This window comes from Lentzea pudingi, from assembly GCF_014646255.1.
Taxonomy (GTDB): domain Bacteria; phylum Actinomycetota; class Actinomycetes; order Mycobacteriales; family Pseudonocardiaceae; genus Lentzea; species Lentzea pudingi.
This window is the reverse complement of the sequence record NZ_BMNC01000001.1, coordinates 202,974-227,888: the sequence shown is the minus strand read 5'-3', so window position 1 is coordinate 227,888 and position 24,915 is coordinate 202,974. Positions and strand designations below refer to the sequence as shown.

Sequence of the window (24,915 nt, the reverse complement as noted above, 5' to 3'; positions counted from 1 at the left end):
ATGGCGACAACACTGGACAAAGCCGTGGAGATGACCCGCACCGGGGACGTGTGGGTGTTCCGCGGGCGCAGTGCGGCGGACCGGGCGATCCAGACGATGACGAACAGCCCCGTCAACCACGTCGGCATGGCGATCGTGCTGGACGACCTGCCGCCGCTGATGTGGCACGCCGAGCTCGGCAAGTCGCTCAAGGACATGTGGAGCGGCACCCACCAGCGCGGTGCCCAGTTGCACGACCTGCGCGACGCCGTCGTCACGTGGCACGACAAGTACGGGCAGCGGGCGTGGCTGCGGCAGCTCGAGCACGAGGTGACGCGCGAGATGGAGGACGCGGCGTTGCGGACGGTGGCGCGGCTCGACGGCACGCCGTTCCCGTCCACCGCCAAGCTGGCGTCGCGGTGGGTGCGCGGGCGGGTTCCGTTGGGGCCCAAGGGCGACGCGACGATCGAGAGCGCGTTCTGCGCGGAGATCGTGGCCGTCACGTACGAGGAGATGGGGCTGCTGCCGAAGCGCCGGCCGAACTGGTACGACCCGGGCCGCTTCTGGAGTGGTGACGACCTCGACCTGCTGGACGGCGCGAGACTGGGCAAGGAGATCGAGATCAAGGTCTTGTGAAAACCCTGTCCGCAAGAGGACTGATAACTATCAGCCACTTGACCGGGACGTGATCGGCTCCACACGATGGGAGCGGTCTCACCCCGGGAGCTGACAACGATGTCACGACTGCTTGTACTCGTGCTCGCCCTGCTGTTGCCCGCCGCGCCCGCCGTCGCCGCGCCGTCCGGCTGGACCGTCACCGGTCCGGGCCAGGTCACCGCGGAAGTGGCCCTGAACAGCGGAAATCTGACCCTTGCCGTCCGCAGGCAGGGCAGAACCGTGCTCCAGCCCGCTTCGGTCGGACTCACCACGACGACCGCCGATCTCACGGAGGACCTGGTCTTCACCGGACGGCGTGACCGCGTTGTCATGGAGCGGTACGCGATGCCGACCGGCAAACGGGTGCAGCGCGCCGCGCGGATGACTGAGAGCCAGTTGGGCTTCCGCGCCGCGTCGGGCAGCTTCGACCTGGTCGTGCGCGTCTCGGCGGACGGCGTCGCCTACCGCTACGTGCTGCCGCAGCCGGCGACGGTCACCGGGGAGGTGTCCAGCTTCGTCGTCCCGGACGAGTCGAAGGCGTGGCTGCTGCCCTACAACGCGTGGTACGAGGCCAATCGCGTGCGCACGACCGCGGGCGAGGCCACCGGTGACTTCGGCTACCCGTCGCTCTTCCAGAACGGCCAGGACTTCGCGTTACTCACCGAGTCCGATGTGGACGGCCGGTACGCGGGCAGCAGACTGCGCAAGAGCGGCGACGGTTTCCAGGTCGTGCTCGCCGACGCCCAGGTCGCCTCGACCGGCACGACTCCGTGGCGCACCGCGATCGTCGGCGACCTCGCCACGGTCAGCACCTCCACGCTCGTGGACGACCTGGCCTCCCCCGCGAGGGTCGCGGACCAGAGCTGGATCAAGCCGGGCAAGGTCGCGTGGTCGTGGCTGAGCGAGCACTCGAGCCCCGGTGACTTCGCGCGGCAAAAGCAGTACGTGGACTTCGCCGCCCGCAACGGCTGGGAGTACACGCTGGTCGACGAGGGCTGGAGCAGCGCGTGGGTGCCGGAGCTCATCCGGTACGCCCGCGCGCAGGGCGTCGAGATCCTGTTGTGGCTGCGCTGGAGCGACCTCGACACCGCGCAGGAACGCGACACCGTGCTGCCCAGGATCAAGCAGTGGGGTGCGAAGGGCGTGAAGCTCGACTTCATGGAGTCCGACTCGCAGGACCGTTATCGCTGGTACGACGCGGTCCTGCAGAAGACGGCCGACCTCAGGCTGATGGTCAACTTCCACGGTTCCACCATCCCGCACGGACTCGCGCGCACCTGGCCGCACGTGCTCACGATGGAGGCCGTGCGCGGCGCGGAGAACTACCCGCCCGCAGCCAACAACCCCGTGCAGTTCTTCACCCGCAACGTCGCCGGCTCGATGGACTACACGCCCGTGTCGCTCGAAGTCGGCACGAAGGAGGCGTCGATCGCGCACGAGGTCGCGCTGCCGGTCGTCTACGAGTCCGGCTGGACCCACTTCGCGGACAAGCCCGAGGCCTACGAACGGCATCCGGAGGCGCTGCGCTACCTCAACCAACTCCCGACGGTCTGGGACGAGACCCGGATGCTCGACGGCGATCCCGACTCGCACGCCGTGGTCGCGCGCCGCAACGGCGAGAGGTGGTTCGTCGGCGGCATCGCCACCCAGGACCGCACCCTCCGTGCGCCGCTGAGCTTCCTCGGCGGCGGGCAGTGGCTGGTCGAGACCGTCCGCGACCCCGCGATCCGGGCCGACGTCGTGCGCGACACGCAGGTCCTGCGCAACACCGACACGCTTTCCGTGCCCACCAGGCGCAACGGCGGGTTCGCGGCCGTCGTCTGCCGCTACCGGCCCGGTTTGAAGACGTGCGACCGGCCGATCCGCCAGGTCCCGAAGACCACCCTGACCGTCACGCCGGCCGGCACGACCGACACCCCGGCGGGCTCGACGATCGAGGTCACCGGCACGTTCACCAACGGCGACAAGGAGATCCGCGACGTCAGGCTGACGGCGACCGCGCCGGAGGGCTGGTCCGTGAGCGGAGCGACGATCCGCCGCCCCAGGCTCGCGCCCGGCGAGTCGATCAACGGCCGCTGGCGGCTCACCGCCGGATCTCAGGCCGGCCCGGTGGACCTCCCGATCGTCGCCACCTTCGGCGGCGTGCACGTGGAGCAGGCCGTGAAGGCGTTCGTCCCTCCCCCGGCGCCGGTGAATGGAGCGCAGGTCAGCGACCTGCCGTTCCAGAGCGAGACCAACGGCTGGGGCCCGGTCGAACGGGACAGGTCCAACGGCGAGAACACCGCCGGTGACGGCAACGCGCTGTCCATCGGCGGCGTCACCTACACCAAGGGGCTCGGCACGCACGCGCCGTCCGAGGTCTCCGTCTACCTCGGCAGGAGCTGCGAGCGCCTCATCGCGAAGATCGGCCTCGACGACGAGACCACGGAACCGGGCTCGGTCGTGTTCCAGCTCTACGGCGACGACAAACCCCTGTACGACAGCGGAACCATCCGGGGCAAGGGCGCGGCGGTGCCGATCGACGTCGACGTCAGCGGCGTCCGGATGCTCAGCCTCCGCGTCACCGACGGCGGCGACGGCCGCAACTTCGACCACGCCGACTGGGCGGAGGCAGCCCTGACATGCTGATCAACCGCAGGACGTTCCTGTACGCCACGGGTGTGCTGGCCGTCGCGCCGAAGATCTCGGTCGCCCAACTCAAGGACACCTACTACGAGGTGCTGCTGAGGCACACGAAGTGGGCCGAGACGCAGTACGACGCCACGGCGAAACGCTACCGGCGCACCGACTTCGGCTTCGCGGTCGTGCTCGGCAACGCCGTCCTGCTCACCAGGGGTACGTACGACGCGGCGCTGGCCGGTGTCGAGAAGGACGTCCTGCGCGATCACACCCTCGCGACGATCAAGCACTTCGCGGCGAGCAACGTACTGGCGGGCGGCACCGAGTGGGGCAAGACCCTGTTCTGGGACACCACGTTCCAGTCCTACTTCGTGCTGGCCGCCCGCCTGCTCTGGCCCGACCTCGACCCGCGGACACGCGCGAACGTCGAGGCGATCGCGCGCGGTCAGGCCGACTACACGACGTCGCTCGGCACCGCGAACGACCCGCGCTCCGGCAGCTGGACGCCGAACGGCCTCACCGGCGGCCACCGCGGCGACACCAAGCTGGAGGAGATGGGCGTCTACGCCCAGGCCCTCGCGCCCGGACTGGCCTGGCACGGCGACGGACCGGGCTGGCGCGAGGCGTTCGGCCGCTGGAGCCGCAACGAGGCGGGGCTGCCCGCCGCCGACCTCGCCAACCCCTCCACAGTGGACGGGACGCCGATCTCGGCCAACACCGCGACGAACCTGCACGACACGTTCATCGTCGAGAACCACGGCTCGTTCGGCCCGCACTACCAGGAGGAGCTCTGGCGCACGTCGGGCCGCAACGCGGTGCACTTCCTGCTCGCCGGACGGCCGCTGCCCGAGGTGCTGACCAAGCAGCCCAACGGGGAACTGCTGTGGCGCACCATCCTCGCCACGATGAGCGACGCCGGTGAGCCGTTGATGCCGATGGTCAACGACCGCGAGCACCTCTACGGCCGGGACGTCATCCCGCTCGCCTTCCGCTCCACCGTCCTGCGCGACCCGATGGCGGCCCGGTCCGAGGCCGCGCTCGCGTCGCGGCTGCTCGCCTACCAGGCCCACCCACCGGTCCACCGGCTGGCGAAGTTCTCCGGCGAGGCCAAGTACGAGCCGGAGGCACGCGCGGAACTCGCGATCAGCTACCTGCTGCACGAACTGCGCCCACCTGCGAAACCCGTGTCCGAGGCGGAGTTCTTCACCCGCGCCGCGATCACGATCGACCACGGCGCCGACCCCGGCCTGCTGACGCACCAGTCGGCGGCCGCGTGGGCGGGCACGGTGACGAAGCCGGGGTTCACGAAGCTCGCCTGGCAGCCCTCGCACGACGACTGGCTGTTCAAGATCAGCGGATCGACCCCGATGCTGCTGCCACCAGTGGCCGTCACGGGACGCACCACCGTGGCCTACCAGAAGATCCGCGACGGTTTCGACGCGACGGCGAGCCTGCTGCGGTTCGCGGACGGGTTCGCCGGCACCGCGACCCTGCCGACCGGCACGATCGTCTGCGCGCTCCCCCGCCCCGGCCGGGTCGACGTGCACAACCTCGCGCTGACAGGGATCCTCACGGGTGCCCGCACGTACACGGGGTCGGCGGGCCGCGTCACGGTCCAGGCACGCGAGGGGTTCCGGGTCGACGAACTGACGTTCCCGGCCACGACCGCGCGGCACGTCCGCATGGTCGGCGTCACGCCCCACCCCACCTACGGCTACTCGTTGTTCGACTTCGAGGTGGGTCAGGGCACGACGACGGCGTCGTCGTTCGACCCCGGCTACGAACCCGCGAAGGCGACCGACGGCGATCCGGCCACGCGCTGGGCGGTCGCCCGTGCCGAACGCGGCCGCGCGGACAGCTGGATCGCCGTCGACCTGGGCACCGCCACGACCGTGCAGCGTGTGCGCTTGCGTTGGGAGACAGCGGCTGCCGTCGCTTATCGCATCGAGACGTCGACCGACGGCGCCACGTGGACCTCGGTGGCCTCGTACCCCCGCGCGGACCTGAGCACGCCGGGCTGGCTCGACGTGGACGGCCGCGCGGGGTTCGTCGCGCGGTCCGCCGAGCCGATCACCGTGCGGGGCGACACGATCACCGTGCCCGCCGGCCTGGTCGAGGGCTACGTCCGGGCCGATCTGCGCAAGATCGCCGCGGAACCCGCCCCGCAATGTCCTCCCGGGGTGAGCGCGAGCGCCGCGGACGGGTTCCTCAGCCTCTTCAACCTGTCCGGCGCCGACGTCACCGGCACGGTCCGCCTGCGGGGCACCCGGCTGTACCGCGGCACGCAGGTCACCACCCGTGACGGCACGGAGTACGCGCTCAGCCTGCCCGCCGCCACCGCGCGGGTCGAGGCGCCGTGGTTCACCGCCCGGGGCATCCCCGCGGGCGTCACCGCCGTCGTGCACAATGCCCAGCGCGTCACCTTCCGGGGTGGCCCGGCCATGTTCGTGCTGGTCCACCGCGACGGCCGGAGCCTTCCGGTCGCGCTGGGCCGGGGTGAGCGCACGGTGAGCATGCCGCTGGTCACGCCGTTCCCGATCAACGACCTCGCGCTGGGCCGCGTCACGTTCCCGAACTCCGTGCTGCCGCCCGGGATGAGCGATCCGGGCGCCGCGGTCGACGGCTCCGAACGCACCGCCTGGACGCCGGGGCGGGACGGCCGGATGGTCGTCGATCTCGGGGACGCGTACAACGTCACGACCAGTCTCAAGTGGACGAACGGAGTGCCGCCGCCGCACACGGTCACCTACAGCCTGGACGGCAAGACCTACGGGTCCGCACTGCCCGCCCGCTACGTCGCCGTGTCGACCCGGTGGCGGCCGGGCCACGCCTCGCTGCGCAGCGTTGTGGTGAGAGCATGACGCATGCCGGAACTGCTGGGCACCGCGTCCTTTCCGTCGGGTGAGCTGCTGCTGATCGACTTCGGTCTGCTCCGGATCTGGTCGGGCGATCGGCCGCCGCTGCTGGAGGAGGGTGACGCGCCCGATCACGTCGTCGAGCGGGCGAACGCGGCCGCCGACGTCGAGATCGTGGGCCCGCAGGCCGCGGAAGCGGTCCGTGCGCTGGACCTCGCCTCGATGAGCGGCTGGTACGCGTTCGACGTGGACCTCGACGGCCTGGGTTCCGCGGTGGCGAGGACGGGGCTCGACGCGTCCGTCCGGCAGGTCCCGCGCATGCCGCACGCCACCCGCGTGCGCACGCTGCTCGACGCGCAGCCGGAGGGTGCCGTGGTGCCGTTCCACGGCGCTTGGGCCGTGGCGGTGCGCGGTCTGCCGGCCGGACCGTCGCAGGTGCTGGACGAGCGCATGGAGGGCCAGTACGCCGAGCGGTGGCACTCGGTGTGGGTGGAGTGCGCGAAGGGCGAGGTGGCCGAGTCGGTCCAGTGCGGCCACGTGCTGGTGGACGAGGCGCGCCTGCTGTTCGCCGACGCGACGGCCCTCAGCGGCTGGCGACACGACGAATCGTCCGACGACCCTCGGTGCGGCCTGCCGTGACGGACGACGAACGCGGGTGGGCCGACCTCACCTGGGACGAGGTGTCGGCGCTGCACCAGGAGCTGGAGGCGTTGCGGGACTCGGGCTGAGGGTGGCCGTCGTCTCGGCACGGGTGGCGCGGGACGGCGAACCGGCCGGCCGGCTGCACCGGGAGAAGCCGGAGTCCGAACAGGACAGCGGCTGGCGGGTGTTCGCGGGCGACGAGACGCCGGAGCACCGGGACGAGGCCGTGCTGGTCCCGTTGCGCGAGCTCCTCTTCGCCGACGAGGAGCTGGAACCGCTGTTCGAGCAGCCGGTCGGTGCCGCGTTCGAGAGAACGGCGAACGGCCTCGTCCCGGTGAAGCGCGTTTAACCGGCGAGAGCCCGGCAAACCCAGAGCATGACCGACGGATCTCGTGCTACCGCAAGGGAAGGTGTCGTCCGCGCACTGTGGAGTGTGCCCAGGCTGCTGCGGCACCCGGTGTGGCGGAACACCGATCCGAAGCTGGGGCAGGGCTTGGGCGTCGTGCTCGTGCCCGGTTTCGGCGCGGGTGACGTGAGCCTGCTGCCGGCGGCCTCGTGGTTGCGCGCCCGCGGTTTCGCGCCGGTGAGCGCCGGGGTCGGGCTGACCGTCGGCTGCACCGGGGACCTGCTCGCGAAACTGCTGCACCGCACCGAGGAGCACGCCGAGCGGACCGGGCGTCCGGTGGTCCTGTTCGGTCAGAGCCGTGGCGGCTGGCTCGGTCGTCTCGTCGCGGCCCTGCGCCCCGATCTGGTGCACGGCCTGGCCATGCTCGGCAGCCCCGTGCTCGACCCGACGGGAGCGCACCCGCGTGCCATGCGCATCGCCCGGTTCCTCACCCGCCTCGCCTCGGCGGGAGTGCCCGGACTGCTCGACGACGACTGCCTGCGCGGCCCCTGCTACGACGAGCACGTGAAGATGCTCGCCGAGCCGTTGCGGGTGCCCGCGATCTCGATCTTCTCCCGCTCGGACGGCGTCGTGCCGTGGGAGCTGTGCCAGGACCCGTGCGCCGAGTGCGTCGAGGTCGGCAGCACCCACACCGGCATGGGGTTCGACCCCGCCGTCTACGAGGTGCTCGGCCCGCGGCTCGCGGCCTGGGCTCAGGTGACCGGCACGATCCGGGCGTCGAGCAGCGCGCCGTCCTGAACCTCCAGCAGGCCGATCGTGCCCTGCGGCTGACGTCGTTTGTCGGTCGGCGAGCCGGGGTTGAACACCCGCACGCCGTCCTCCTCCTCGTCCCACGGGATGTGCGAGTGCCCGAACACGACGAGGCGCGCGGCGGGGAACCGGCGGCGCATCCTCGTCATCCGGCCTGTCTTCTGGCCGCTGTCGTGGATCATCGCGAACGGCACGCCGTCGATGTCGGACTCGACGACGTCCGGCGCGCCCCAGGCCACCACGTCGGGCCCGTCGTTGTTGCCGCAGACGGCGATGACCGGTGCGTACTGCGCCAGCTCGTCGAGCACGGGAGCCACGCAGACGTCTCCCCCGTGCAGGATCAGATCAGCTGACCGCAAGTGCTCGGCCACGGCCGGAGGGCACCGCTTCCAGAACCGCGGCGCATGGGTGTCGGACAGCACGACGACTCTCACCGCGCGACCGTAGCAATCACGGGAAGACGAGTAACCTCCCCTCCAACCGGGTACTTGACCTGCATGGCGAGGTCGATCTGGAGCGGTTCCATCAGTTTCGGGCTGGTGAGCATCCCGGTGCAGCTGTTCAGCGCGACCGAGGACCACACCGTCCACTTCAACCAGTTCCAACGAGGTACGTCGGACCGCATCCGCTACAAGCGGGTCAACGAGCGCACCGGTCGTGAGGTCCCCTACGACAAGATCGTGAAGGGCCACGAACTGGACAACGGCGAGTACGTCATCGTCGAGCCCGAGGAACTGGACGAGATCGCGCCGGGCCGCAGCCGCACGCTCGACATCGAGGCGTTCGTCGACATCGACGAGATCGACCCGGTGCACTTCCAGAAGACGTACTGGCTGGGGCCGGCCAAGGCCGACTTCTCCCGCCCCTACCTGCTCCTCGCGCAGGCGATGAAGAAGACGAACCGGGCGGGCATCGCCATGTTCGTGATGCGCGGCAAGCAGTACCTCACCGCGCTCAAAGAGGACAACGGCATTCTCGCCGTGCACACGCTGTTCTTCGCCGACGAGATCCGCAAGCCGAAGGACGTGCTCGACGTCACGCCGGAGGGCCGGGCGCCGCGCGGCAAGGAGCTGGACATGGCGGTGTCGCTGGTCGAGTCGATGGCCGACGACTGGCGGCCTAAGGACTACCGCGACACCTACACCGCGCGGGTGAACAAGCTGATCAAGGCCAAGCAGAAGGGCCGCAAGGTCAAGGTCGAGGACGAGCCGGCCGCGTCCACGGACGTCGTGGACCTCATGGAGGCCTTGCAGCGCAGCGTCGAGGCCAGCAAGAAGAAGCGGAAGGTCAGCTGACGACCAGCGCCGTCGCGTTGTCGGTGCCACGCGCGTACAGGGCCGCACGCACCAGACGCTCCGCCGAGACGTGGCCGGACATGATCGCTCGAATCCCGTTGTGCCCCAACGGTCCGTAGATGCCGTCGGACACGAGGGCGATCCTAGGAGCGCGCGTTGACGCACGGCCGATGTTCTGCAACGTCGCGTGGCGGACCGTGTTGGTGACAACGTGCTCCAGCCGCGGTGCGGGAACGAGGCTTCGCTCGCGGAAGTACTGGGCGACCGTGTGGTCGGTGGTGAGCTGGACGAGGTCCGGGCCGCTGGAGGCGTACGCGCGGGAGTCGCCGGCCCAGGCCACGTCGAAGCCTCCCTCGGGACGGGCTGTGGCGACGACGATCACCGCGTCGCCGGAATGCACCTGGAGGGCGTCACGGGCGGCGAGGATCGCCGAGACCGGGTCGACCACCAACGCGGCGGCACGGGCGGCGGCCCACGCGGCTTCGGCGGCGGCGGAGGAGTCGCCCACGCCGTCGGCGACCACGAACGTGCGGCGGCCCACGGCGAAAGCGTCGGCGTTGTGCTTGCGCGGTCCACGTTCCGACGCGTGGGTCACGGTGAGCGCGGTGCCCAGTGGCACCGTGTGATCGATCAGCATGGCGGACCTCCCTGACCTCCACTGAGCCTTGTACGCCTGGGAGTCTGCTGTCAGGACCCTGAGAAGTTCTCTAGAACTTCGCCGCCCGGCGAAACCGGTCCGCTGCCCGGAGCAACGCGGCGGACAGTTCCGGCGGGGAGACGACCTCGAACTCGACCGTGATGCTCGCGAGCATGAACACCACGTCGTCCATCGTCTCGCCCCCGACGCGCACATGGCACGACGTTTCGTCCACAGCCAAAACCTCGCCGTAGCTGCGCCACTCCTGAGCCTCGGAAGCGGGCACGCTGAGTCGCACGACGCCCTGCACCGGCCACCGATCGGCGACTCGCGCGGCCACGAACGCCCCCGCGTCACCGCCCGGGATCTCACGGGGTGTGAAGCGGGCACCCAACGGGGTCCGCGCGCTCATCCGATCGAGCCGAAATGTCCGCCAGTCCTCGCGCAGCACGTCCCAGGCGACCAGATACCAGCGCCGGCCCCACGTCACGAGCCGGTGCGGTTCGACCGAGCGCTCGGACTCCTTCCCCGCGTGCCCGACGTAGGAGAACCGGATCCGCTGCCGGTCGCGGCAGGCCGTGCCCACCAACGTCAGCAGCGACGCGTCCACCACCGGTCCCGAACCCGTGTGCGGCACCGTCGAGATGTCCAGCGCCGCGACCCGGTGCCGCACCGCGGACGGCAGCACCTGCTCTACCTTGAGCAACGCGCGCACGGCCGTCTCTCCGATGTTCTCGATGCCACTCGCCGTGCGCAGCCCTACCGCAACGGCGACGGCCTCGTCGTCGTCCAGCAGCAACGGCGGCAGCTGCGCACCCGACCCGAGCCGGTAGCCACCGCCGGACGTGCCCATCGACGCGTGCACCGGGTAGTCCAGCGAACGGAGCCGGTCGACGTCACGCCGCACGGTGCGTGTGGTGACCTCCAGCCGCTCCGCGAGTTCCGAACCGGACCACTCACGGCGCGACTGCAGCAGACCGAGCAACTTGAGCAAACGAGCTGAGGACACTGTAGGACCATAACTGTCCTACAGGCCGAATAGCGTTCCAGTCATGAAGCCGTTCGAGATCAACATCCCGCAGGCCGACCTCGACGACCTGCACCGCCGCCTCGACCAGACCCGCTGGCCGAACGACCCCGAAGGCGCGGGCTGGGCCCAGGGCACGCCGCAGGCACGGTTGAAGGAGCTCGTCCAGCACTGGCGCGACTTCGACTGGCGCGAGCAGGAGCGGCGGCTGAACGAGATCCCCCAGTTCGTCACCGAGATCAACGGCCGGCGGCTGCACTTCCTGCACGTCACCAGCCCGAACCCGAACGCGGAGCCGCTGCTGCTCGCCCACGGCTGGCCGACCACGTGCTTCGCGTTCGAGCAGATGATCGAACCGCTCAGCCGCGACTTCCACCTCGTGATCCCGTCGACGCCCGGCTTCGGCTTCCCCGGCCCCACCGAGCAACTCGGCTGGACGATCGCGCGCGTCGCGGACATGGTCTCCGAGCTGATGAAGCGCCTCGGCTACCACCGGTACGTCGCACACGGCTTCGACTACGGTGCCATGCTCACCCGCCTGCTCAGCCTGCGCGACGAGGTCAGGGCCGTCCACCTCAACCAGATCTTCTCCGCCGGCGTCACGCAGGAGACGGCCGATCTGAGCGTCGAAGCCGAGCAGCGGTCTGTGGAAAAGGCTTACCGGTACGACTTCGAGCAGTTCGGTTACGTCGCGATGCAGAGCACACGGCCGCAGTCGGTCGCCCACGCGCTGACCGACTCGCCGGTCGCGCAGCTGGAGTGGATCGAGTGGGCCTTCCACACGTGGAGCGACCCGGAAATCGGGGTACCCCTCGACGCGCTGCTGACGAACGCCTCGATCTTCTGGTTCACCCGGACCGCGGGCTCGTCGGCGCGCTACTACCAGGAGGGCTACGAGGCTTGGGGCGAACTGGAGCCGCACTCCACCACACCGACGTCGGTGGCGGTGTTCCCGCACGACGCGGGCGTGCCGATCCGGCGGATGGCCGAGCGCAACCACACCATCGCGCGGTGGACGGAGATGCCGCGAGGAGGCCACTTCGCGGCGTTGGAGGTGCCGGAGCTGATGGTCGGGGAACTGCGGGAGGCGTTCCTCCGGTAGCTGACGCGAGGGTGCCCGCGGGGCCGGAGCGGCTACGGTGATCACCGTGCGGTTCACGGTGTTCGGCGCGACCGAGTTCGGTCCGACGCGCCTCGGCGCCCTGCTCGGCGTGCTGCTCGTCGACGCGGGCCAGACCGTGAGCGCCGAGGAACTCGTCGCGCGGGTGCTGGGCGACACTCCGCCGCCCCGCGCCCGCGCGAGGGTGCAGACGTGGCTGACGCGCCTGCGGCAGACGTTGCCCGGCCTGGTGGAACGCGACCGCGGCGGCTACGTGCTGCGGGTCGACCCACTGGAGATCGACCTGCACCTGTTCCGGCACCTGGTGCGCGCCGGGAGGACCGCCGACGCGCTGGAGCTCGTCCAGGGCGAGCCCTTGTCCACAGTGGACACTCCGTGGGCCCGGCAGCTGCGCGCGGACTTCGCGGAGGAACTGCTCGCGGCACGGCTCGACGACGTCGACGAGCGGCTGGCGTCGGGCGAGCACGCGAAGCTGGTCCCCGAACTGCGGGCGCTCGCCGCCGCACGCCCGCTGGACGAGCGGATCGCCGGCCAGCTGATCGAGGCGTTGCACGGCAGCGGACGCGCGGCGGAGGCGTTGCGGCACTTCGAGGTCGTGCGCTCGGAGCTGGCCGGTGAGCTGGGCGCCGAACCGTCCCGGCACCTCACGACGCTCCACCGGCGGCTGCGGGCCGCCTCCGCACCGCGCCAGCTGCCGGCCGCGCCCAAGCCGTTCACCGGCCGGGCGCTCGAACTCGCGGAGCTCGACCAGGCACCGAACGGCGTCGTGGTGATCACGGGCACCGGTGGCGTGGGCAAGACGTCGCTGGCCGTGCACTGGGCGCACCAGGTGATGGACCGGTTCCCGGACGGCCAGCTCTACGTGAACCTGCACGGCTTCGGCCCGAGCGGCGCCGCGGTGAGTCCTGGTGACGCGCTGCTGCGGTTCCTCGCGGCGCTCGACGTACCGCGCGCCCAGGTGCCGCACGACCTCGCGGGCCAGTCGGCGCTGCTGCGGGACGCGCTCGCGGACAAGCGGGTGCTCATGGTGCTGGACAACGCGACGGACGCGGACCAGGTCGAGCCGCTGCTGCCGCGCACGCCGCACGCGCACGTGGTGATCACGAGCCGCACATCGCTCAAACCGGCCCACGCCAAGCGTTTGCCACTGGGTTTGCTGCCACCCGACGACGCCCGCGCGCTGCTGGCCGCCCGCATCGGCCACGACCGGGCGCGGGCCGAACCGGACGCGGTCGACACCGTGGTCCGCCGCTGCGCCCGCCTGCCGCTCGCCCTCGCGGTCGCCGGGGCCCGGGCGGCGACGCAGCCGGAGTTCCCGCTGGCGGCACTCGCGGACGAACTGGCCGACCTCGACGCGTTCGCCGACGACGATGACGTCACGGCGGACCTGCGTTCGGTGTTCTCGCATTCCTGCAAGGCGTTGAGCCCCGCCGCGCTGCGGCTGTTCCGGTTGCTCGGACTGATGCCGGGCTCGGACATCAGCCTCGCCGGCGCCGCGTCCCTGGCCGCGCTGGACGTGACGGAGACCCAGGCGCTGCTCACCGAGCTCGCGACGGCGAACCTGATCGACGAACCGCAACCGGGCCGGTTCACCTGTCACGACCTGCTGCGCGACTACGCGGCCGAACTGGCCCTGGACAGCGAACGCGACGAGGCCCTGCACCGGCTGCTCGACCACCTGGCGCTGACGAGCGTCGAGGCCGGTGTCGCCTACACGCCGAGCCGCCACCGCCCGGCCACCCCGCGACCCGCTCCCGGCGTGGTGGTCCTCGAGTTCGGCACGCACGAGGAAGCGCTGGCGTGGCTCATGACCGAGCACCCGGCGCTGATGGCGGCGATGCCCCACGGCACGGCGGCGCAGACGTGGCTCATGGGCTGGTCCCTCGCCGACGCCCTGGCCCGCCAGGCCCACTACCAGGACCTGCTGACGTCGCAACAACTCGCGGTCGCCGCCGTGGAACAGCTCGACGACACCGACGGCCTCGGCCGTTCGCTGATCAACCTGGGCCGCGGCCTGAGCCGCGTGCACCGGCCCGACGAGGCGACCGCCGCGCTGCACCGGGCGTTCGAGGTCTACGAGGGCAACCCCGCGGGTCAGGCCGGGGTGCTGCTGAACATCGCGATGCTGTGCCCGGACGACCGGATCGAAGAGGCGATGGAGCACACGCGGCGCGGGCTCGCGTTGTTCGAGGAGTGCGGCGACTCCTACGGCCAGGCCAACGCGCTGACCGGGCTCGCGTGGGGCCACGGCAAGCTGGGCCGGTACGCGGAGACCGTCGAGCACGCCGAACGCGCGATGCTGATGTGGCGGGAGATGGACCACCTGATCGGCCAGGCCGAGGCGTGGGACAACCTGGGCACCGGCTACCTCGGGCTGGGCGATCACGCGAAGGCCGCGGAAGCGTTCACCCGCTCGTCGGAGATGTTCCGGCTCGGCGGCGACCTGCCGCTCGAAGCCAACGCCTGCGAACAGCTCGGCGACACCCACGCTGCCGCGGGTGCCGCCGGGCCGGCTCGAGAGGCCTGGCGCAAAGCGGTCGAACTGCGCACCCGCGCGGGCCTTCCGGCCGACGGGGTGCGGGCGAAACTACAGGCCGAAGGCCAGTAGCACGTGGCCGTGCGGGTTCTCGTACCCCGACGAGTAACCCGACTGCACGTAGACCATCCCGTCCGACACCACCGCGCCCGTACCGGGTCCGGCGAGCGTGCCGCCGCGCCCGGTCACACCGTTGACACCGCGGACGTCCTGGATGGTGTCGTGCGACCAGATGATCTGGCCGGTCCTCGCGTTGTACGCGCGGAACTTGCCGTCCAGCGCCCCCAGCCACACCACACCGGGTGAGCTGGACACCGGCACACCGTGTGCCTGGTAACAACCGGGCTGGCCGGCCGCACCTCCCGTGGAGCAGCCGTCGGCGGGTGCCGGGGTCTCCCACAGGACGGTGCCGGTGCCGGGGTCCACAGCGAACAGCTTGCCGGGATCGGCGTAGTAGGTCGCGATGTAGAGCCGCTTGCCGTCGTAGCTCGACCCCCACTGGATGCCCGAGATGCCACCGCTGGGCAGCGGCACGCCGAGCTGACGGCGCCACACGACCTGCCCCGTCGAGGCGTCGAACACGTGGTACACACCGGACTTCTGGCCGACACCGACGAGCTGCCTGCCGTTGACGGTGAACAGGTTCGGCGTCGCGCCGATGTCGTAGTCGAGGTTCGTGCCGTCCTTGAGGCCCGGGCAGTACCCCTCGGCGTCGGGCTGGTTGCACGCGTCGCGCCACGTGTCGGCGTCGGTGACCTGGTTGGTCCACCTCACCGCGCCGGTGCGGGCGTTCAGCGCCAGCAGCGAGTCGAACTCGCCGCCCTTGCCCGTGTAGTTCTGGCCCGTGCCGACATAGAGCGTGCCGGTCCTGCGGTCGATCACCGGCGAGCTCCACACCCCGACACCGGACGGCTCGAACCGCTTGGCACCGTTGGGCCACGTGCCGACCTGGACCGGTTCGGGCACCGTGTAGTGACGCCAGACCATCGCACCGGTGTCGATGTCGTAGGCGTCGATGTGGCCGCGGAACGTGCAGCAGTCGTGCGTGTTCGGCAGCATGTTCTCGCTGCTGGACGTGCCGACGTACACCAGTCCGTTGTAGACGATCGGAGAGCTGGTGGTCATCGACGCGATGCCGGTGTCGAGCTGCACCTGCCACTCGAGGCGGCCGGTGCGCTGGTCTAGCGCGAAGAACCTGCTCGCGCTGTCCCCGAAGAACACCTTGCCGTCGGCCACCGTCGGGCCGTCCGAGTTGAACGCGTACCGGTCCGCCTGCGGGAGCGTGTACTCCCATTTCGCACGGCCGGTGCGCGCGTCACGGGCGTAGAACTTCCCGTCGGGGCCACCGAAGTAGATCGTGTTCCCCACGACGGCGGGCTGGCTGCGCACGCCGTTGTAGACGCCCTTGGTGTAGGCGAACGCCCACTTCAGCTTGAGCTTGCCGGCGTTGCCCGCGTTGATGCGCCATTCCGCGGACTGGTGCCGAGTGCCGTTGAGGTCCTTGGCCCAGCCGGACCAGTCGCCGTTCCCGTGGGCCTGAGCGGGCGAACTGGTCAGCACTACGAGCGCCGCGGTGAGCAGCGCGGTTGTCCTGAGCATGGAATTTTCCCCCTTCCGCCACCCAGCCTGGCAGTGGTGGAAGGGGGACGCGTCAATCCAAAGTCTCCGAAATGCCTAACCGATCGGTTGATGCGTCACGACGCCGACGCCTGGGAAACCCCGGCTGACGACCGGGTTGCGCCGCCCGTTGAGGTACTGCTGGAAGAACGCCGGGACGTAGGTCGTGGCGACCCTGCGTTGCTGCTCGGGGGTGAGCGCGGTGGCCGGGCAGGTGCTGTCGTCGTCGTAGGACCATTCGGTGTTGAAGTAGTTGTGGTTGGCGTTCTTCGGCGTGACAGCGTGGATCGGGACGATGTTGCGACCCTTCGCGTTCTCGATGAAGGAGGTACCGCTGACCGCGCCGTCGCAGCTGCCGGTCATGACCGCGAACGGGATCTTCGTGATGCGGTAGTCGAGGTTCTCCGGTGCCTCCGGGTCCGGCGCGTAGTAGTCGGCGGGTGCCAGCGGCAGCACGGCCCTGATCCTCACCCCGGCCGGCAGTTCGGCGACGTGCTGGTCGGACGCCTGGTAGACCGCGCCACGGCCACCGCGCGAGTGCCCGAGCGTGCCGACGTTCGCGAGGTCGACGTGCCCGCGGAACCCCGGCAGCCTCAACGGCCCCTTGCCCTCGTTGAGATCACGCCACATCTCCAGGTGCTTGCTCATCACCGCGGCCCTGGCGACGTCCGCGATCTCCCCCATCTCCCCCGCGTTGACGCCGTTCACGCTCACCGACACGACCACGAAACCCTGCCGCGCCAGTTCCTCGGCGAGGTAGTCGTACCCGCGGTAGCTCGGGAACGCGTCCCCTGCCGGACACGGCCAGACCCATTCGTCGTTGCCGCACGGCTTCCAGTAGCCGTGCGCGAGCAGCACCAGCGGGCGCTTGCCGACGAGCGTGCGCGGCGCGTGCACGACCGCGGTGAGTTCGAGGTCCGCGACAGGACCTCCTGGTGTGCTGTGAAAGCCGGGCACCTGGAATGCCCGATCACCGAGCGAGTACTCGACCTTCCTGACGCCGGAGCCGTGGTCGGCCGCGGAACTGGTCGGCGCGGCCAGCACCATCGCCATCACGAAGGCGGCCGCGGCTTTTCCGATTGCCATGAGGTGATCCCATCGAGAACTTGCGGACGTCCTGTGCGGACGTCGTCACGGTTGTGCCAAGGAGAAGTGGCCGGCGAACCCGCCGAACCTCGGCGCGAGCGGCCCGGTGCCCGAACCCAGCTCACGCCACAGCTCGCGGTGGCGCTCCAGCGCCGACGGATCGGTCACCCGCACCACCACGACGCCTCGTCGTACCAGCGCCTGCGCGGCGAGGTCGGAGGTGAGCACCAGCGGCCGCACCCCGACGAGGGTGCGTGGCGCGTGCACGACCGCGGCGAGATCGCCGACGCGGTACGTCATCGTCATGGTCGCGGGGCGGTGGTCGTCCTGCGAGGGAGCGGCGGCGGTGCTCGGCGCGGTCAGCACCAGGGCACACGCCACGGCAACAAGGACTCTGCCGGAAACCATGGTCACGATCTCATCGAGTTCGTGTGCGCTGAACGTCCGGACTACGTCACGGTTTCGCTACAGCGCCCTCGACACCGTCGAGGAGGACTTTCAATCCGCCGCGGAAGTTCTCGACGGCGTCGTTCTCCAGATAGGGCAGTTCCGGATCGATCGGCTCCCGATCGTTCTCGAGAAGGTGCAGCATCGGGAACTTCTTGTCCAGGTCGGGCTCGAGTTCCGCCAGCACGGCCGACCGCGCGTACCACCACTCCTCGTCGCCCTCCCCGGTCGCACGGCCGGCGGCACGGGCCTCGGCGACGGTCTGGGCCGCGCCGCGCACGAAGTAGTGGAGCGCACCGACGATCCCGCGCAGCTCACGTCCGGGCAGACCGGTCGGCACCAGGATCGCGGCCAGCGCCTCGATCACCGCGAACTCGTGCGGGCCGAGCACCGGACGGGCCTGCGACACCTGCAGCATCCAGGGATGACGGCCGTAGAACTCCCACATGTCGTGCGCCCACCGCGTCACAGCGGGCCGCCAGCCGTCCTCCGTCGAGTACGTCGCCGGCAGCTCGGCCATCGCCCGGTCGTACATGAGGTCGACCAGCTCGTTCTTGCCCGGCACGTACGTGTAGAGCGCCATGGCCGTGCGCCCGAGCCGCTCCCCCACCGCGCGCATCGAGAACGCCATGCCCTGTTCGTCGGCGACCTCGATGGCAGCGTCGACGATCGTGTCCACGCTCAGCCCCGGCTTCGGCCCGGGCCGCTGCTCCGCGACCGACGCGCGCCAGAGCAGTTCGATGGACCGGCGTGGGTCGCCCTGACCTGCGTAGACGACCACGGTTGCGACTCCTTACGACGTAAAGTAACCTCGTTCGGTCGATACTTTACGACATAAACAATCTTTGGGGGAAGCAGCGTGAACGCTGTCGCGGACAGCCATGACTGGATCCAGGTCAGAGGGGCCAGGGAGAACAACCTCGCGGACGTCTCGCTCGACGTCCCCAAGCGCCGCCTGACCGTCTTCACCGGCGTGTCCGGCTCCGGGAAGTCCTCGCTGGTGTTCGGCACGATCGCGGCCGAGTCCCAGCGCATGATCAACGAGACCTACACCGCGTTCCTGCAGTCCTTCATGCCGTCGATCGGCCGCCCGGACGTGGACGCGCTGCACAACCTGAGCGCGGCGATCATCGTCGACCAGGAACGGATGGGCGCGAACTCGCGGTCCACCGTCGGCACCGCCACCGACGCGCACACCATGCTCCGCATCGTCTTCAGCCGCCTCGGTGAGCCGCACGTCGGCACGTCCGGCGCGTTCAGCTTCAACCTGCCCGAGGGCATGTGCCCGGCCTGCGAGGGCCTCGGCAAGGTCACGACCATCGACGTGGACGCGATCGTCGACAAGAGCAAGTCGTTGAACGACGGCGCGATCGACGCCCCGAACTACGGCGTCGGCACCTGGTACTGGCAGGTCCTCGCCAACTCCGGCCTCTTCCCGGCGGACCAGCCGATCAGCACGTTCACCGAACAGCAGCTGCACGACTTCCTCCACAAGCCGACGACGAAGCTGAACGTCGGCGGCAGCAACGTCACCTACGACGGCCTGATCGCGAAGCTGCAGCGCACGATCCTGTCCAAAGACCGCGAGTCCATGCAGCCGCACATCCGCGCGTTCGTGGACAAGGCCGTCACGTTCGCCACCTGCCCGGACTGCCGGGGCGCCCGCATCAACCAGGCCGCCCTGAACTCGAAGATCAAGGGCGTGAACATCGCGGACTGCTGCGCGATGCAGATCAGCGACCTCGCGCGGTTCGTGCACTCCATCGACGACCCGTCGGTCGCACCGCTGCTCGCCACGCTGCGGGGCACGCTCGACTCGCTGGTGGAGATCGGCCTCGGCTACCTCTCCCTCGACCGCGAGTCCGGCACGCTGTCCGGCGGCGAGTCGCAGCGCGTGAAGATGGTGCGGCACCTGGGATCCTCGCTCACCGACATCACCTACGTGTTCGACGAACCGACCGTCGGCCTGCACCCGCACGACATCCAGCGGATGAACGACCTCCTGCTCCGCCTGCGCGACAAGGGGAACACCGTCCTCGTCGTGGAGCACAAGCCGGAGACCATCGAGATCGCCGACCACGTCGTCGACCTCGGCCCCGGCGCGGGCGTCAACGGCGGCCACCTGTGCTACTCCGGCGACGTGGCGGGCCTGCGCGCGTCCGGCACGCTGACCGGCCGGCACCTCGACCACCGGGCCAAGCTGCGGCCGGAGTTCCGCACCCCGAAGGGCTTCCTGACGATCAGCGGCGCCCGCACCAACAACCTCAAGGACGTCTCGGTCGACCTGCCGCTCGGCGTGCTGACCGTCGTCACCGGCGTCGCGGGCTCCGGCAAGTCGTCGCTCATCCACGGCTCGTTGCGGCGCCGCAAGGACGTCGTGACGGTCGACCAGTCACCGATCCGCGGCTCGCGCCGGTCCAACCCCGCCACCTACACCGGCCTGCTCGACTCCGTGCGGACCGCGTTCGCCAAGGCCAACGGCGTGAAAGCCGCGTTGTTCAGCGCGAACTCCGAAGGCGCGTGCGAGAACTGCAAGGGCATCGGGCTCGTCTACACCGACCTCGCCATGATGGCCGGCGTCGCCACGGTCTGCGAGAAGTGCGAGGGCAAGCGGTTCACGCCCGAGGTGCTGCGCTACACGTTGCGGGGCAAGAACATCAGCGAGGTGCTCGGCATGTCCGTCGCCGACGCCCGCGACTTCTTCCCGTCCGGCCAGGCCCACGCCGTGCTCAGCCGCCTGCACGACGTCGGACTGTCGTACCTCTCGCTCGGCCAGCCGCTCACGACGTTGTCCGGCGGTGAACGGCAACGGCTGAAGCTCGCCATCCACATGGCGGAGAAGGCCTCGACGTACGTGCTGGACGAGCCGACGTCCGGCCTGCACCTCGCCGACGTCGACCAGCTGCTCGGGCTGCTGGACCAGCTGATCGACGCCGGCAACACGGTCATCGTGATCGAGCACCACCTCGCCGTGATGGCGCACGCCGACTGGATCGTCGACCTGGGTCCGGGCGCGGGCCACGACGGCGGCCAGGTCGTCTTCTCCGGCACCCCCGGCGAGCTCGTGTCCACTTCGGACACGCTGACCGCCCGGCACCTCAGGGAGTACCTGTCATGAGCCTGCTGACGGTGACCTCGGTCGCACCGCTGACCCCGCGCATGACCCGGATGACGTTCACCGGTCCCGGACTCGACGAGATCGGCACCTGGCCGGACCAGCAGCTCAAGCTGTTGTTCCCCAAGCCGGGCGGGTCGGCGCACGTCTCGGACGCCCCGGACGTCGGCACCTGGTACCAGGCTTATCTGGCCATGCCCGACGCCGAACGGCCGTGGATGCGCAGCTTCACCGTCCGGTCGCTGGCCGGCGGGGTGCTGACCGTCGACTTCGTGCTGCACGGCGACAACGGACCGGCGTCGAGCTGGGCCGCCCGCGCACAGCCCGGTGACGTCATCGGGAGGTTCGGCCCCTCCCCCGACTACGCCCGCCCGCTCGGCACCGCCGGCCTGCTGGTGTTCGCGGGCGACGAGACCGCACTGCCCGCGATCGCCTCGCTGCTCGAGCTGCTGCCCCCGGACCAGCGACGGCTCGTGTTCGTCGAGGTCGCCGATCCGTTGGAGGAACAGGACATCTCCGGTGTGCGGTGGGTTCACCGCAGCGCCGGGGAGGACCTGTTCTCGGTGGTCGAAGCAGCAGAGATCGAGCCGTCGACGTGGGTGTGGCTCGGCGGCGAGGCCTCCACGGTGCGTGCGCTGCGCAGGCACTTCGTCGGTCTCGGAGTGTCCAAGAAGGACATCGAGTTCGCCGGTTACTGGCGGCGGGCGCTCACCCAGGACGACGCGCCGACCACCGAGGACCTCGCCGAGGCCCAGGAACGGATCGCCGCGCTCAGCGAGTGAACTCCAGCAGAGTGCGCCCGTCGGTCACCTGAGTCGTGGACACGAGCGTGAGCCCGTGCCGCGACGCCAGCCGCTCGAAGTCGTGGAGCCCTCGGTCCCGCCCACCGAAGTGCACGAGCATGACGAGGTCGAACTCGCTGCTCCCACCGAGGGACTCCACGACGAGCACCCGGTCGCTCGCCTCGGCGCAGCGTGCCAGGATCCGATGCGCGTTCTCGTCGTCCCAGTCGTGCAGGATGTCGAACAACAGGCAGGCATCACCACGGGGCAACGGGTCGAAGAAGCTGCCGCCGGTGACCTCGGTCCGTTCCGCGAGCCCCTGCGACCGGAGCAGCTCGCGGGCGCCGGCCGCGGTCTCCTCCAGGTCGACCAGGTGGCCGCGCATCCCGGGGTGGGCGTGCAGGATCGCGGCGAGCAGGCTGCCGTGCCCGCCGCCGACGTCGACGAGCGTGCCGGACCGCGCCCAGTCGAACGCCGCCACCACCTGCGGGATCCACCTGCTCATGCGGTCGTTCATCTGCCGGTCGAACGCGGCCCGCAGGTGTGGTTGCCCGGCCAGGTCCTCCCAGAAGCCCTGCCCGAACCGGAGCGGGTAGGCGGGGTTCCCGGTGCGGACGCTGTGGACCAGGTCGATGAACGCCAGGTCGGCGCGTCCGGCGGCGGAGTCGTGGTGCAGCAGGTTGTTCAGGCCGTTGCCCGCGTCCGCGCCCAGCAACGCGCCGAAGTCCGTGGTGCGGTGGCCCGCGTCTGTTCGTTCGATCACGCCGAGAGTCGTCAGGTGGGCCAGCAGCAGGTCAAGGGCGAGCGGGTCGACCTCCAGTTCGGGTGCGAGCTCGGCTGCGGTCGCGGGGCGATCACTCAGGCGGTCCGGTAGCCCGAGGGTCACTGCGACGCGCAACGCCATCGGCGTGACCAGCCCGGACATGTCTCGAAGCTTCTGCACGTCGGTGTCCATGTGAACCAACCCTGCCACTGTGGGCAATTGAGTTTTGGTCAACACTGAAACAACAGTGGAACGTGTTCCAGCGCTGGCCGCACAACGATTGCTGGCGTCGGCCCTTACCGTGTCCGTATGAGCACCAACTGGGCGGGCAACGTCACGTTCACCTCGGCCCAGGTCGTCAGCCCGGCCTCGGCGGACGACCTGCGTGCGCTCGTGCGTGGTTCCTCGGCCGTGCACGTCGTCGGGTCGGGGCATTCGTTCAGCACGATCGCCGACACGACCGGCACGCTGGTGTCGCTGGCGGCCATGCCCGAGGTCTTTGAAGTCTCCGGCCACACGGTCCGGGTGAGCGCGGGCATGACGCTCGCGGCACTGGCGGTCCGGCTGGAGGCGGCAGGCCTGGCCCTGCACACGCTGCCGTCGTTGCCTCACATCACCGTGGCCGGGGCGATCTCCACTGCCACGCACGGCTCTGGCGGGCGCTCGCTCGCCGGTGCGGTCCGGTCCGTCGAGGTCCTGCGCGGGGACGGCTCGGTCGTCGAACTGGCCTCCGCGGGCGCGCCCGTGTCGATGGGCGGCCTCGGTGTCATCACCACCGTGACGCTGGACGTGGTGCCGACGTTCCAGGTCGCGCAGACGGTCTACGAGGACGTCGCCTGGACGACGCTGCTCGTCCGGCTCGAGCAGATCTTCGACGGCGCGTACAGCGTGAGCGCGTTCGTCGACTGGCAGGGTGGCGCGACGCTGTGGGCGAAGCACCGCGTGGGCGACGAGGAGTTCGCGTTCCCGGGGCGGCCCGCGACCGAACCGGCGCACCCGGTGCCGGGCCAGCCCGCCTCCCGCTGCACGCTCCAGGGCGGCGTGCCCGGCCCGTGGCACGAGCGGCTGCCGCACTTCCGCGCCGAGTTCACCCCGTCCGTCGGCGACGAGCTGCAGACCGAGTACTTCGTGCCCCGCAGCCGCGCGGTGACGGCGTTGCGGGCGCTGGCCGAGATGTCGACGGTGATCTCACCGCTCGTGCAGGCCTGCGAGATCCGCACGATCGACGGCGAACCGCAGTGGCTCAGCCCCGCCTACGACCGCGACAGCATCGCGATCCACTTCACGTGGGTGCCGGACACCCCGGCCGTGCTGCGGCTGCTCCCCCGCCTGGAGGAGGCGATCGCGCCGCGGCCGCACTGGGGCAAGCTCTTCACCGTGCCGCCGGCCCTGCTGGCCGCCCGCTACCCGCAGTGGGACGCCTTCCGGGCGCTGCTCGCCGAGCACGACCCGAAAGGCGTCTTCCGCAACGAGTTCCTGACCCGCTACTTCGGGTCGCTCACCTCGGCCGGGCCCTTCTGACGCAGCGCCTCCAGCTCGTCGTCGGAGAACCCGTAGGTCGTCACGACGGTCATCTTCGCGCTGGTGATCACGAGGCCGGGACCGAACTCCTCGACCACGACACCGCGCTGGTTCGCCGACTCGAAGAACGTCCTGCCGTCCACACCGAGACCGACCTCGGACGGCCAGAACAGCGTCCGGCGCTGCTCCCCCGGGTGGTACTCGTGCGCGAACTTCAGCTGGTGCAGGAACGTGATCCAGCCCTCGGTGATGTCGTCGTAGTAGTCGTCCCACTCGGGTGAGGTGCCCAGGGGCGCGCGGGTCAGCACCACGCGCGTGCCCTCGGGTGTGGCCGTGAGCGCGAACGTGTCGTGGCCGTGGACGACCAGCGTGGTGCCGTCCTCCTCGGCGTTCGTGAAGAAGATGTGGTCGATCTCGGCGTCGAGCTCCGGTGCGTCCCAGCCGTGCCAGTGACGCAGCTTCTCCTTGTTCCGGAAGGACTCCCACACCTCCCCGACCGGCGCGGCCACGGTGATCTCGATCTGAACGCCCTCGTCACTCATCTGCTACTCCGGGATGGCCCATCGCGACCACCCGGTACGGGCGGCCTGACTCGGTGTCGTACTTCAGGGCGATCTGCCGCACCGCTTCGGCCAGATCGCTGGTGAACTCGTGGACCGCTCCGGGCTCGCCGAAGCGGACCGTCGCCTCCACGGTGAACGTGAGCAAGCGCTTTCCCGCACCGGCCGCAGCACCCGACATCCGCTCGACCTCGCGCGCGGTGTCCTCGGCGACCGACACCAGGTGCGTCGCGGCGAACTGGTCCTGGACGCCGGCGGCGATCTCGCGGCCGGGCTTCGCCCGCAGCACGCGCTCGACGCACCCACGCCGCTGCCGTTCCTCGACCAGCTCGACGAGTCCTGCCTGCTCCAGGGCCCGCACGTGGTAGTTGACGCGCTGCCGGGGCAGGTCGAGAGCCGCCGCGAGCTGCGTCGCCGAGGCGGGCGACTTCAACAGCTCCAGCAGCGACAGGCGCAACGGCGACAGCTCCACGCCTAGCACAGTCTCATTTGACAAAATCA

General features: G+C 70.3%; 22 protein-coding genes. 12 read left to right on the top strand and 10 right to left on the bottom strand.

The genetic code is table 11. The features are described 5' to 3' along the window. The 6 genes from IEY88_RS01080 (at window position 1) to IEY88_RS01055 (ending at window position 7,896) form a co-directional block, all read left to right on the top strand. Window positions 1-615, top strand: a complete 615-nt coding sequence (locus IEY88_RS01080) for a hypothetical protein (protein ID WP_189152652.1) — start codon at window positions 1-3, stop codon at window positions 613-615. Between the two features lie 99 nt (window positions 616-714). Beyond that, on the top strand, window positions 715-3,264 hold the full coding sequence (locus tag IEY88_RS01075) for an NPCBM/NEW2 domain-containing protein (protein WP_189152651.1): 2,550 nt from the start codon (window positions 715-717) through the stop codon (window positions 3,262-3,264). Further along, on the top strand, window positions 3,258-6,116 hold the full coding sequence (locus IEY88_RS01070; RefSeq protein ID WP_189152650.1) for a discoidin domain-containing protein: 2,859 nt from the start codon (window positions 3,258-3,260) through the stop codon (window positions 6,114-6,116). Before IEY88_RS01075 ends, IEY88_RS01070 begins: the two co-directional genes overlap by 7 nt. 3 nt (window positions 6,117-6,119) lie before the next feature. Then, window positions 6,120-6,749, top strand: a complete 630-nt coding sequence (locus tag IEY88_RS01065) for a hypothetical protein (RefSeq protein WP_189152649.1) — start codon at window positions 6,120-6,122, stop codon at window positions 6,747-6,749. A 91-nt stretch (window positions 6,750-6,840) separates the two neighbouring features. Then, window positions 6,841-7,101: an immunity protein Imm33 domain-containing protein gene (locus IEY88_RS01060; protein ID WP_189152648.1), complete on the top strand. Its 261-nt coding sequence runs from the start codon at window positions 6,841-6,843 to the stop codon at window positions 7,099-7,101. Between the two features lie 84 nt (window positions 7,102-7,185). Next, the gene (locus IEY88_RS01055) at window positions 7,186-7,896 is read left to right on the top strand and encodes an alpha/beta fold hydrolase (protein WP_308425949.1); all 711 of its coding nucleotides are present in this window, start codon (window positions 7,186-7,188) and stop codon (window positions 7,894-7,896) included. On the opposite strand, the gene IEY88_RS01050 is transcribed toward IEY88_RS01055, so the two are convergent. Further along, on the bottom strand, window positions 7,851-8,342 hold the full coding sequence (locus tag IEY88_RS01050) for a metallophosphoesterase family protein (RefSeq protein WP_189152646.1): 492 nt from the start codon (window positions 8,340-8,342) through the stop codon (window positions 7,851-7,853). The genes IEY88_RS01055 and IEY88_RS01050 overlap by 46 nt on opposite strands. Before the next feature lie 105 nt (window positions 8,343-8,447). On the opposite strand from IEY88_RS01050, the gene ku reads away from it, so the two are divergent. Beyond that, the gene (gene ku / locus IEY88_RS01045) at window positions 8,448-9,203 is read left to right on the top strand and encodes a non-homologous end joining protein Ku (RefSeq protein WP_373294002.1); all 756 of its coding nucleotides are present in this window, start codon (window positions 8,448-8,450) and stop codon (window positions 9,201-9,203) included. Here ku and IEY88_RS01040 read toward each other — a convergent pair. Further along, window positions 9,196-9,840, bottom strand: a complete 645-nt coding sequence (locus IEY88_RS01040) for a PP2C family protein-serine/threonine phosphatase (protein WP_189152644.1) — start codon at window positions 9,838-9,840, stop codon at window positions 9,196-9,198. The two genes, ku and IEY88_RS01040, sit on opposite strands and share 8 nt — an antisense overlap. Window positions 9,841-9,910: 70 nt before the next feature. Continuing rightward, on the bottom strand, window positions 9,911-10,849 hold the full coding sequence (locus tag IEY88_RS01035; RefSeq protein WP_189152643.1) for a helix-turn-helix transcriptional regulator: 939 nt from the start codon (window positions 10,847-10,849) through the stop codon (window positions 9,911-9,913). A gap of 43 nt (window positions 10,850-10,892) precedes the next feature. Here IEY88_RS01035 and IEY88_RS01030 point away from each other — a divergent pair, with 43 nt between their 5' ends. Continuing rightward, entirely contained in the window at window positions 10,893-11,969 is a 1,077-nt protein-coding gene (locus IEY88_RS01030) for an epoxide hydrolase family protein (protein ID WP_189152642.1), read from the top strand. 46 nt (window positions 11,970-12,015) lie between these two features. After that, window positions 12,016-14,595: an AfsR/SARP family transcriptional regulator gene (locus tag IEY88_RS01025; RefSeq protein WP_189152641.1), complete on the top strand. Its 2,580-nt coding sequence runs from the start codon at window positions 12,016-12,018 to the stop codon at window positions 14,593-14,595. Here the strand turns inward: IEY88_RS01025 and IEY88_RS01020 are convergent. The 4 genes from IEY88_RS01020 to IEY88_RS01005 all read right to left on the bottom strand — a co-directional run bounded on the left by IEY88_RS01020 (window position 14,575) and on the right by IEY88_RS01005 (window position 18,454). Continuing rightward, window positions 14,575-16,122 (bottom strand): outer membrane protein assembly factor BamB family protein, encoded by a 1,548-nt coding sequence (locus IEY88_RS01020; RefSeq protein WP_189152640.1) that lies wholly within the window; start codon window positions 16,120-16,122, stop codon window positions 14,575-14,577. The genes IEY88_RS01025 and IEY88_RS01020 overlap by 21 nt on opposite strands. Window positions 16,123-16,197: 75 nt before the next feature. Further along, window positions 16,198-17,226: an alpha/beta hydrolase gene (locus IEY88_RS01015; protein WP_189152639.1), complete on the bottom strand. Its 1,029-nt coding sequence runs from the start codon at window positions 17,224-17,226 to the stop codon at window positions 16,198-16,200. Window positions 17,227-17,271: 45 nt separating this feature from the next. Beyond that, window positions 17,272-17,634, bottom strand: a complete 363-nt coding sequence (locus tag IEY88_RS01010; protein ID WP_189152638.1) for a hypothetical protein — start codon at window positions 17,632-17,634, stop codon at window positions 17,272-17,274. Window positions 17,635-17,680: 46 nt separating this feature from the next. Beyond that, complete coding sequence (locus IEY88_RS01005) at window positions 17,681-18,454, bottom strand: TetR/AcrR family transcriptional regulator (RefSeq protein WP_189152637.1); 774 nt, start codon at window positions 18,452-18,454, stop codon at window positions 17,681-17,683. Between the two features lie 78 nt (window positions 18,455-18,532). Between IEY88_RS01005 and IEY88_RS01000 the strand changes: the two genes are divergently transcribed. Together IEY88_RS01000 and IEY88_RS00995 are read left to right on the top strand one after the other, a co-directional pair. Continuing rightward, a complete protein-coding gene (locus tag IEY88_RS01000) occupies window positions 18,533-20,791 on the top strand; it encodes an ATP-binding cassette domain-containing protein (RefSeq protein WP_189152636.1) in 2,259 nt (752 codons plus the stop codon). Further along, entirely contained in the window at window positions 20,788-21,570 is a 783-nt protein-coding gene (locus IEY88_RS00995; RefSeq protein WP_189152635.1) for a siderophore-interacting protein, read from the top strand. Before IEY88_RS01000 ends, IEY88_RS00995 begins: the two co-directional genes overlap by 4 nt. Here the strand turns inward: IEY88_RS00995 and IEY88_RS00990 are convergent. Further along, window positions 21,560-22,525: a methyltransferase gene (locus IEY88_RS00990; RefSeq protein WP_189152634.1), complete on the bottom strand. Its 966-nt coding sequence runs from the start codon at window positions 22,523-22,525 to the stop codon at window positions 21,560-21,562. The two genes, IEY88_RS00995 and IEY88_RS00990, sit on opposite strands and share 11 nt — an antisense overlap. A 117-nt stretch (window positions 22,526-22,642) precedes the next feature. On the opposite strand from IEY88_RS00990, the gene IEY88_RS00985 reads away from it, so the two are divergent. Next, window positions 22,643-23,854 (top strand): FAD-binding protein, encoded by a 1,212-nt coding sequence (locus IEY88_RS00985; protein ID WP_189152633.1) that lies wholly within the window; start codon window positions 22,643-22,645, stop codon window positions 23,852-23,854. Here the strand turns inward: IEY88_RS00985 and IEY88_RS00980 are convergent. Further along, entirely contained in the window at window positions 23,818-24,396 is a 579-nt protein-coding gene (locus IEY88_RS00980; protein ID WP_189152632.1) for an SRPBCC family protein, read from the bottom strand. The two genes, IEY88_RS00985 and IEY88_RS00980, sit on opposite strands and share 37 nt — an antisense overlap. After that, window positions 24,389-24,886, bottom strand: a complete 498-nt coding sequence (locus IEY88_RS00975; RefSeq protein ID WP_229692979.1) for a winged helix-turn-helix domain-containing protein — start codon at window positions 24,884-24,886, stop codon at window positions 24,389-24,391. Before IEY88_RS00975 ends, IEY88_RS00980 begins: the two co-directional genes overlap by 8 nt. Window positions 24,887-24,915 lie beyond the last annotated feature (29 nt).

Excerpts from the sequence above, each read along its gene's own strand:
- IEY88_RS01080 (WP_189152652.1), top strand. The coding sequence starts at position 1 with ATGGCGACAACACTGGACAAAGCCGTGGAGATGACCCGCACCGGGGAC.
- IEY88_RS01075 (WP_189152651.1), top strand. The coding sequence starts at position 715 with ATGTCACGACTGCTTGTACTCGTGCTCGCCCTGCTGTTGCCCGCCGCG.
- IEY88_RS01070 (WP_189152650.1), top strand. The coding sequence starts at position 3,258 with ATGCTGATCAACCGCAGGACGTTCCTGTACGCCACGGGTGTGCTGGCC.
- IEY88_RS01065 (WP_189152649.1), top strand. The coding sequence starts at position 6,120 with ATGCCGGAACTGCTGGGCACCGCGTCCTTTCCGTCGGGTGAGCTGCTG.
- IEY88_RS01040 (WP_189152644.1), bottom strand. The coding sequence starts at position 9,840 with ATGCTGATCGATCACACGGTGCCACTGGGCACCGCGCTCACCGTGACC.
- IEY88_RS01030 (WP_189152642.1), top strand. The coding sequence starts at position 10,893 with ATGAAGCCGTTCGAGATCAACATCCCGCAGGCCGACCTCGACGACCTG.
- IEY88_RS01020 (WP_189152640.1), bottom strand. The coding sequence starts at position 16,122 with ATGCTCAGGACAACCGCGCTGCTCACCGCGGCGCTCGTAGTGCTGACC.
- IEY88_RS01015 (WP_189152639.1), bottom strand. The coding sequence starts at position 17,226 with ATGGCAATCGGAAAAGCCGCGGCCGCCTTCGTGATGGCGATGGTGCTG.
- IEY88_RS01010 (WP_189152638.1), bottom strand. The coding sequence starts at position 17,634 with ATGGTTTCCGGCAGAGTCCTTGTTGCCGTGGCGTGTGCCCTGGTGCTG.
- IEY88_RS00995 (WP_189152635.1), top strand. The coding sequence starts at position 20,788 with ATGAGCCTGCTGACGGTGACCTCGGTCGCACCGCTGACCCCGCGCATG.
- IEY88_RS00990 (WP_189152634.1), bottom strand. The coding sequence starts at position 22,525 with ATGGACACCGACGTGCAGAAGCTTCGAGACATGTCCGGGCTGGTCACG.
- IEY88_RS00985 (WP_189152633.1), top strand. The coding sequence starts at position 22,643 with ATGAGCACCAACTGGGCGGGCAACGTCACGTTCACCTCGGCCCAGGTC.
- IEY88_RS00980 (WP_189152632.1), bottom strand. The coding sequence starts at position 24,396 with ATGAGTGACGAGGGCGTTCAGATCGAGATCACCGTGGCCGCGCCGGTC.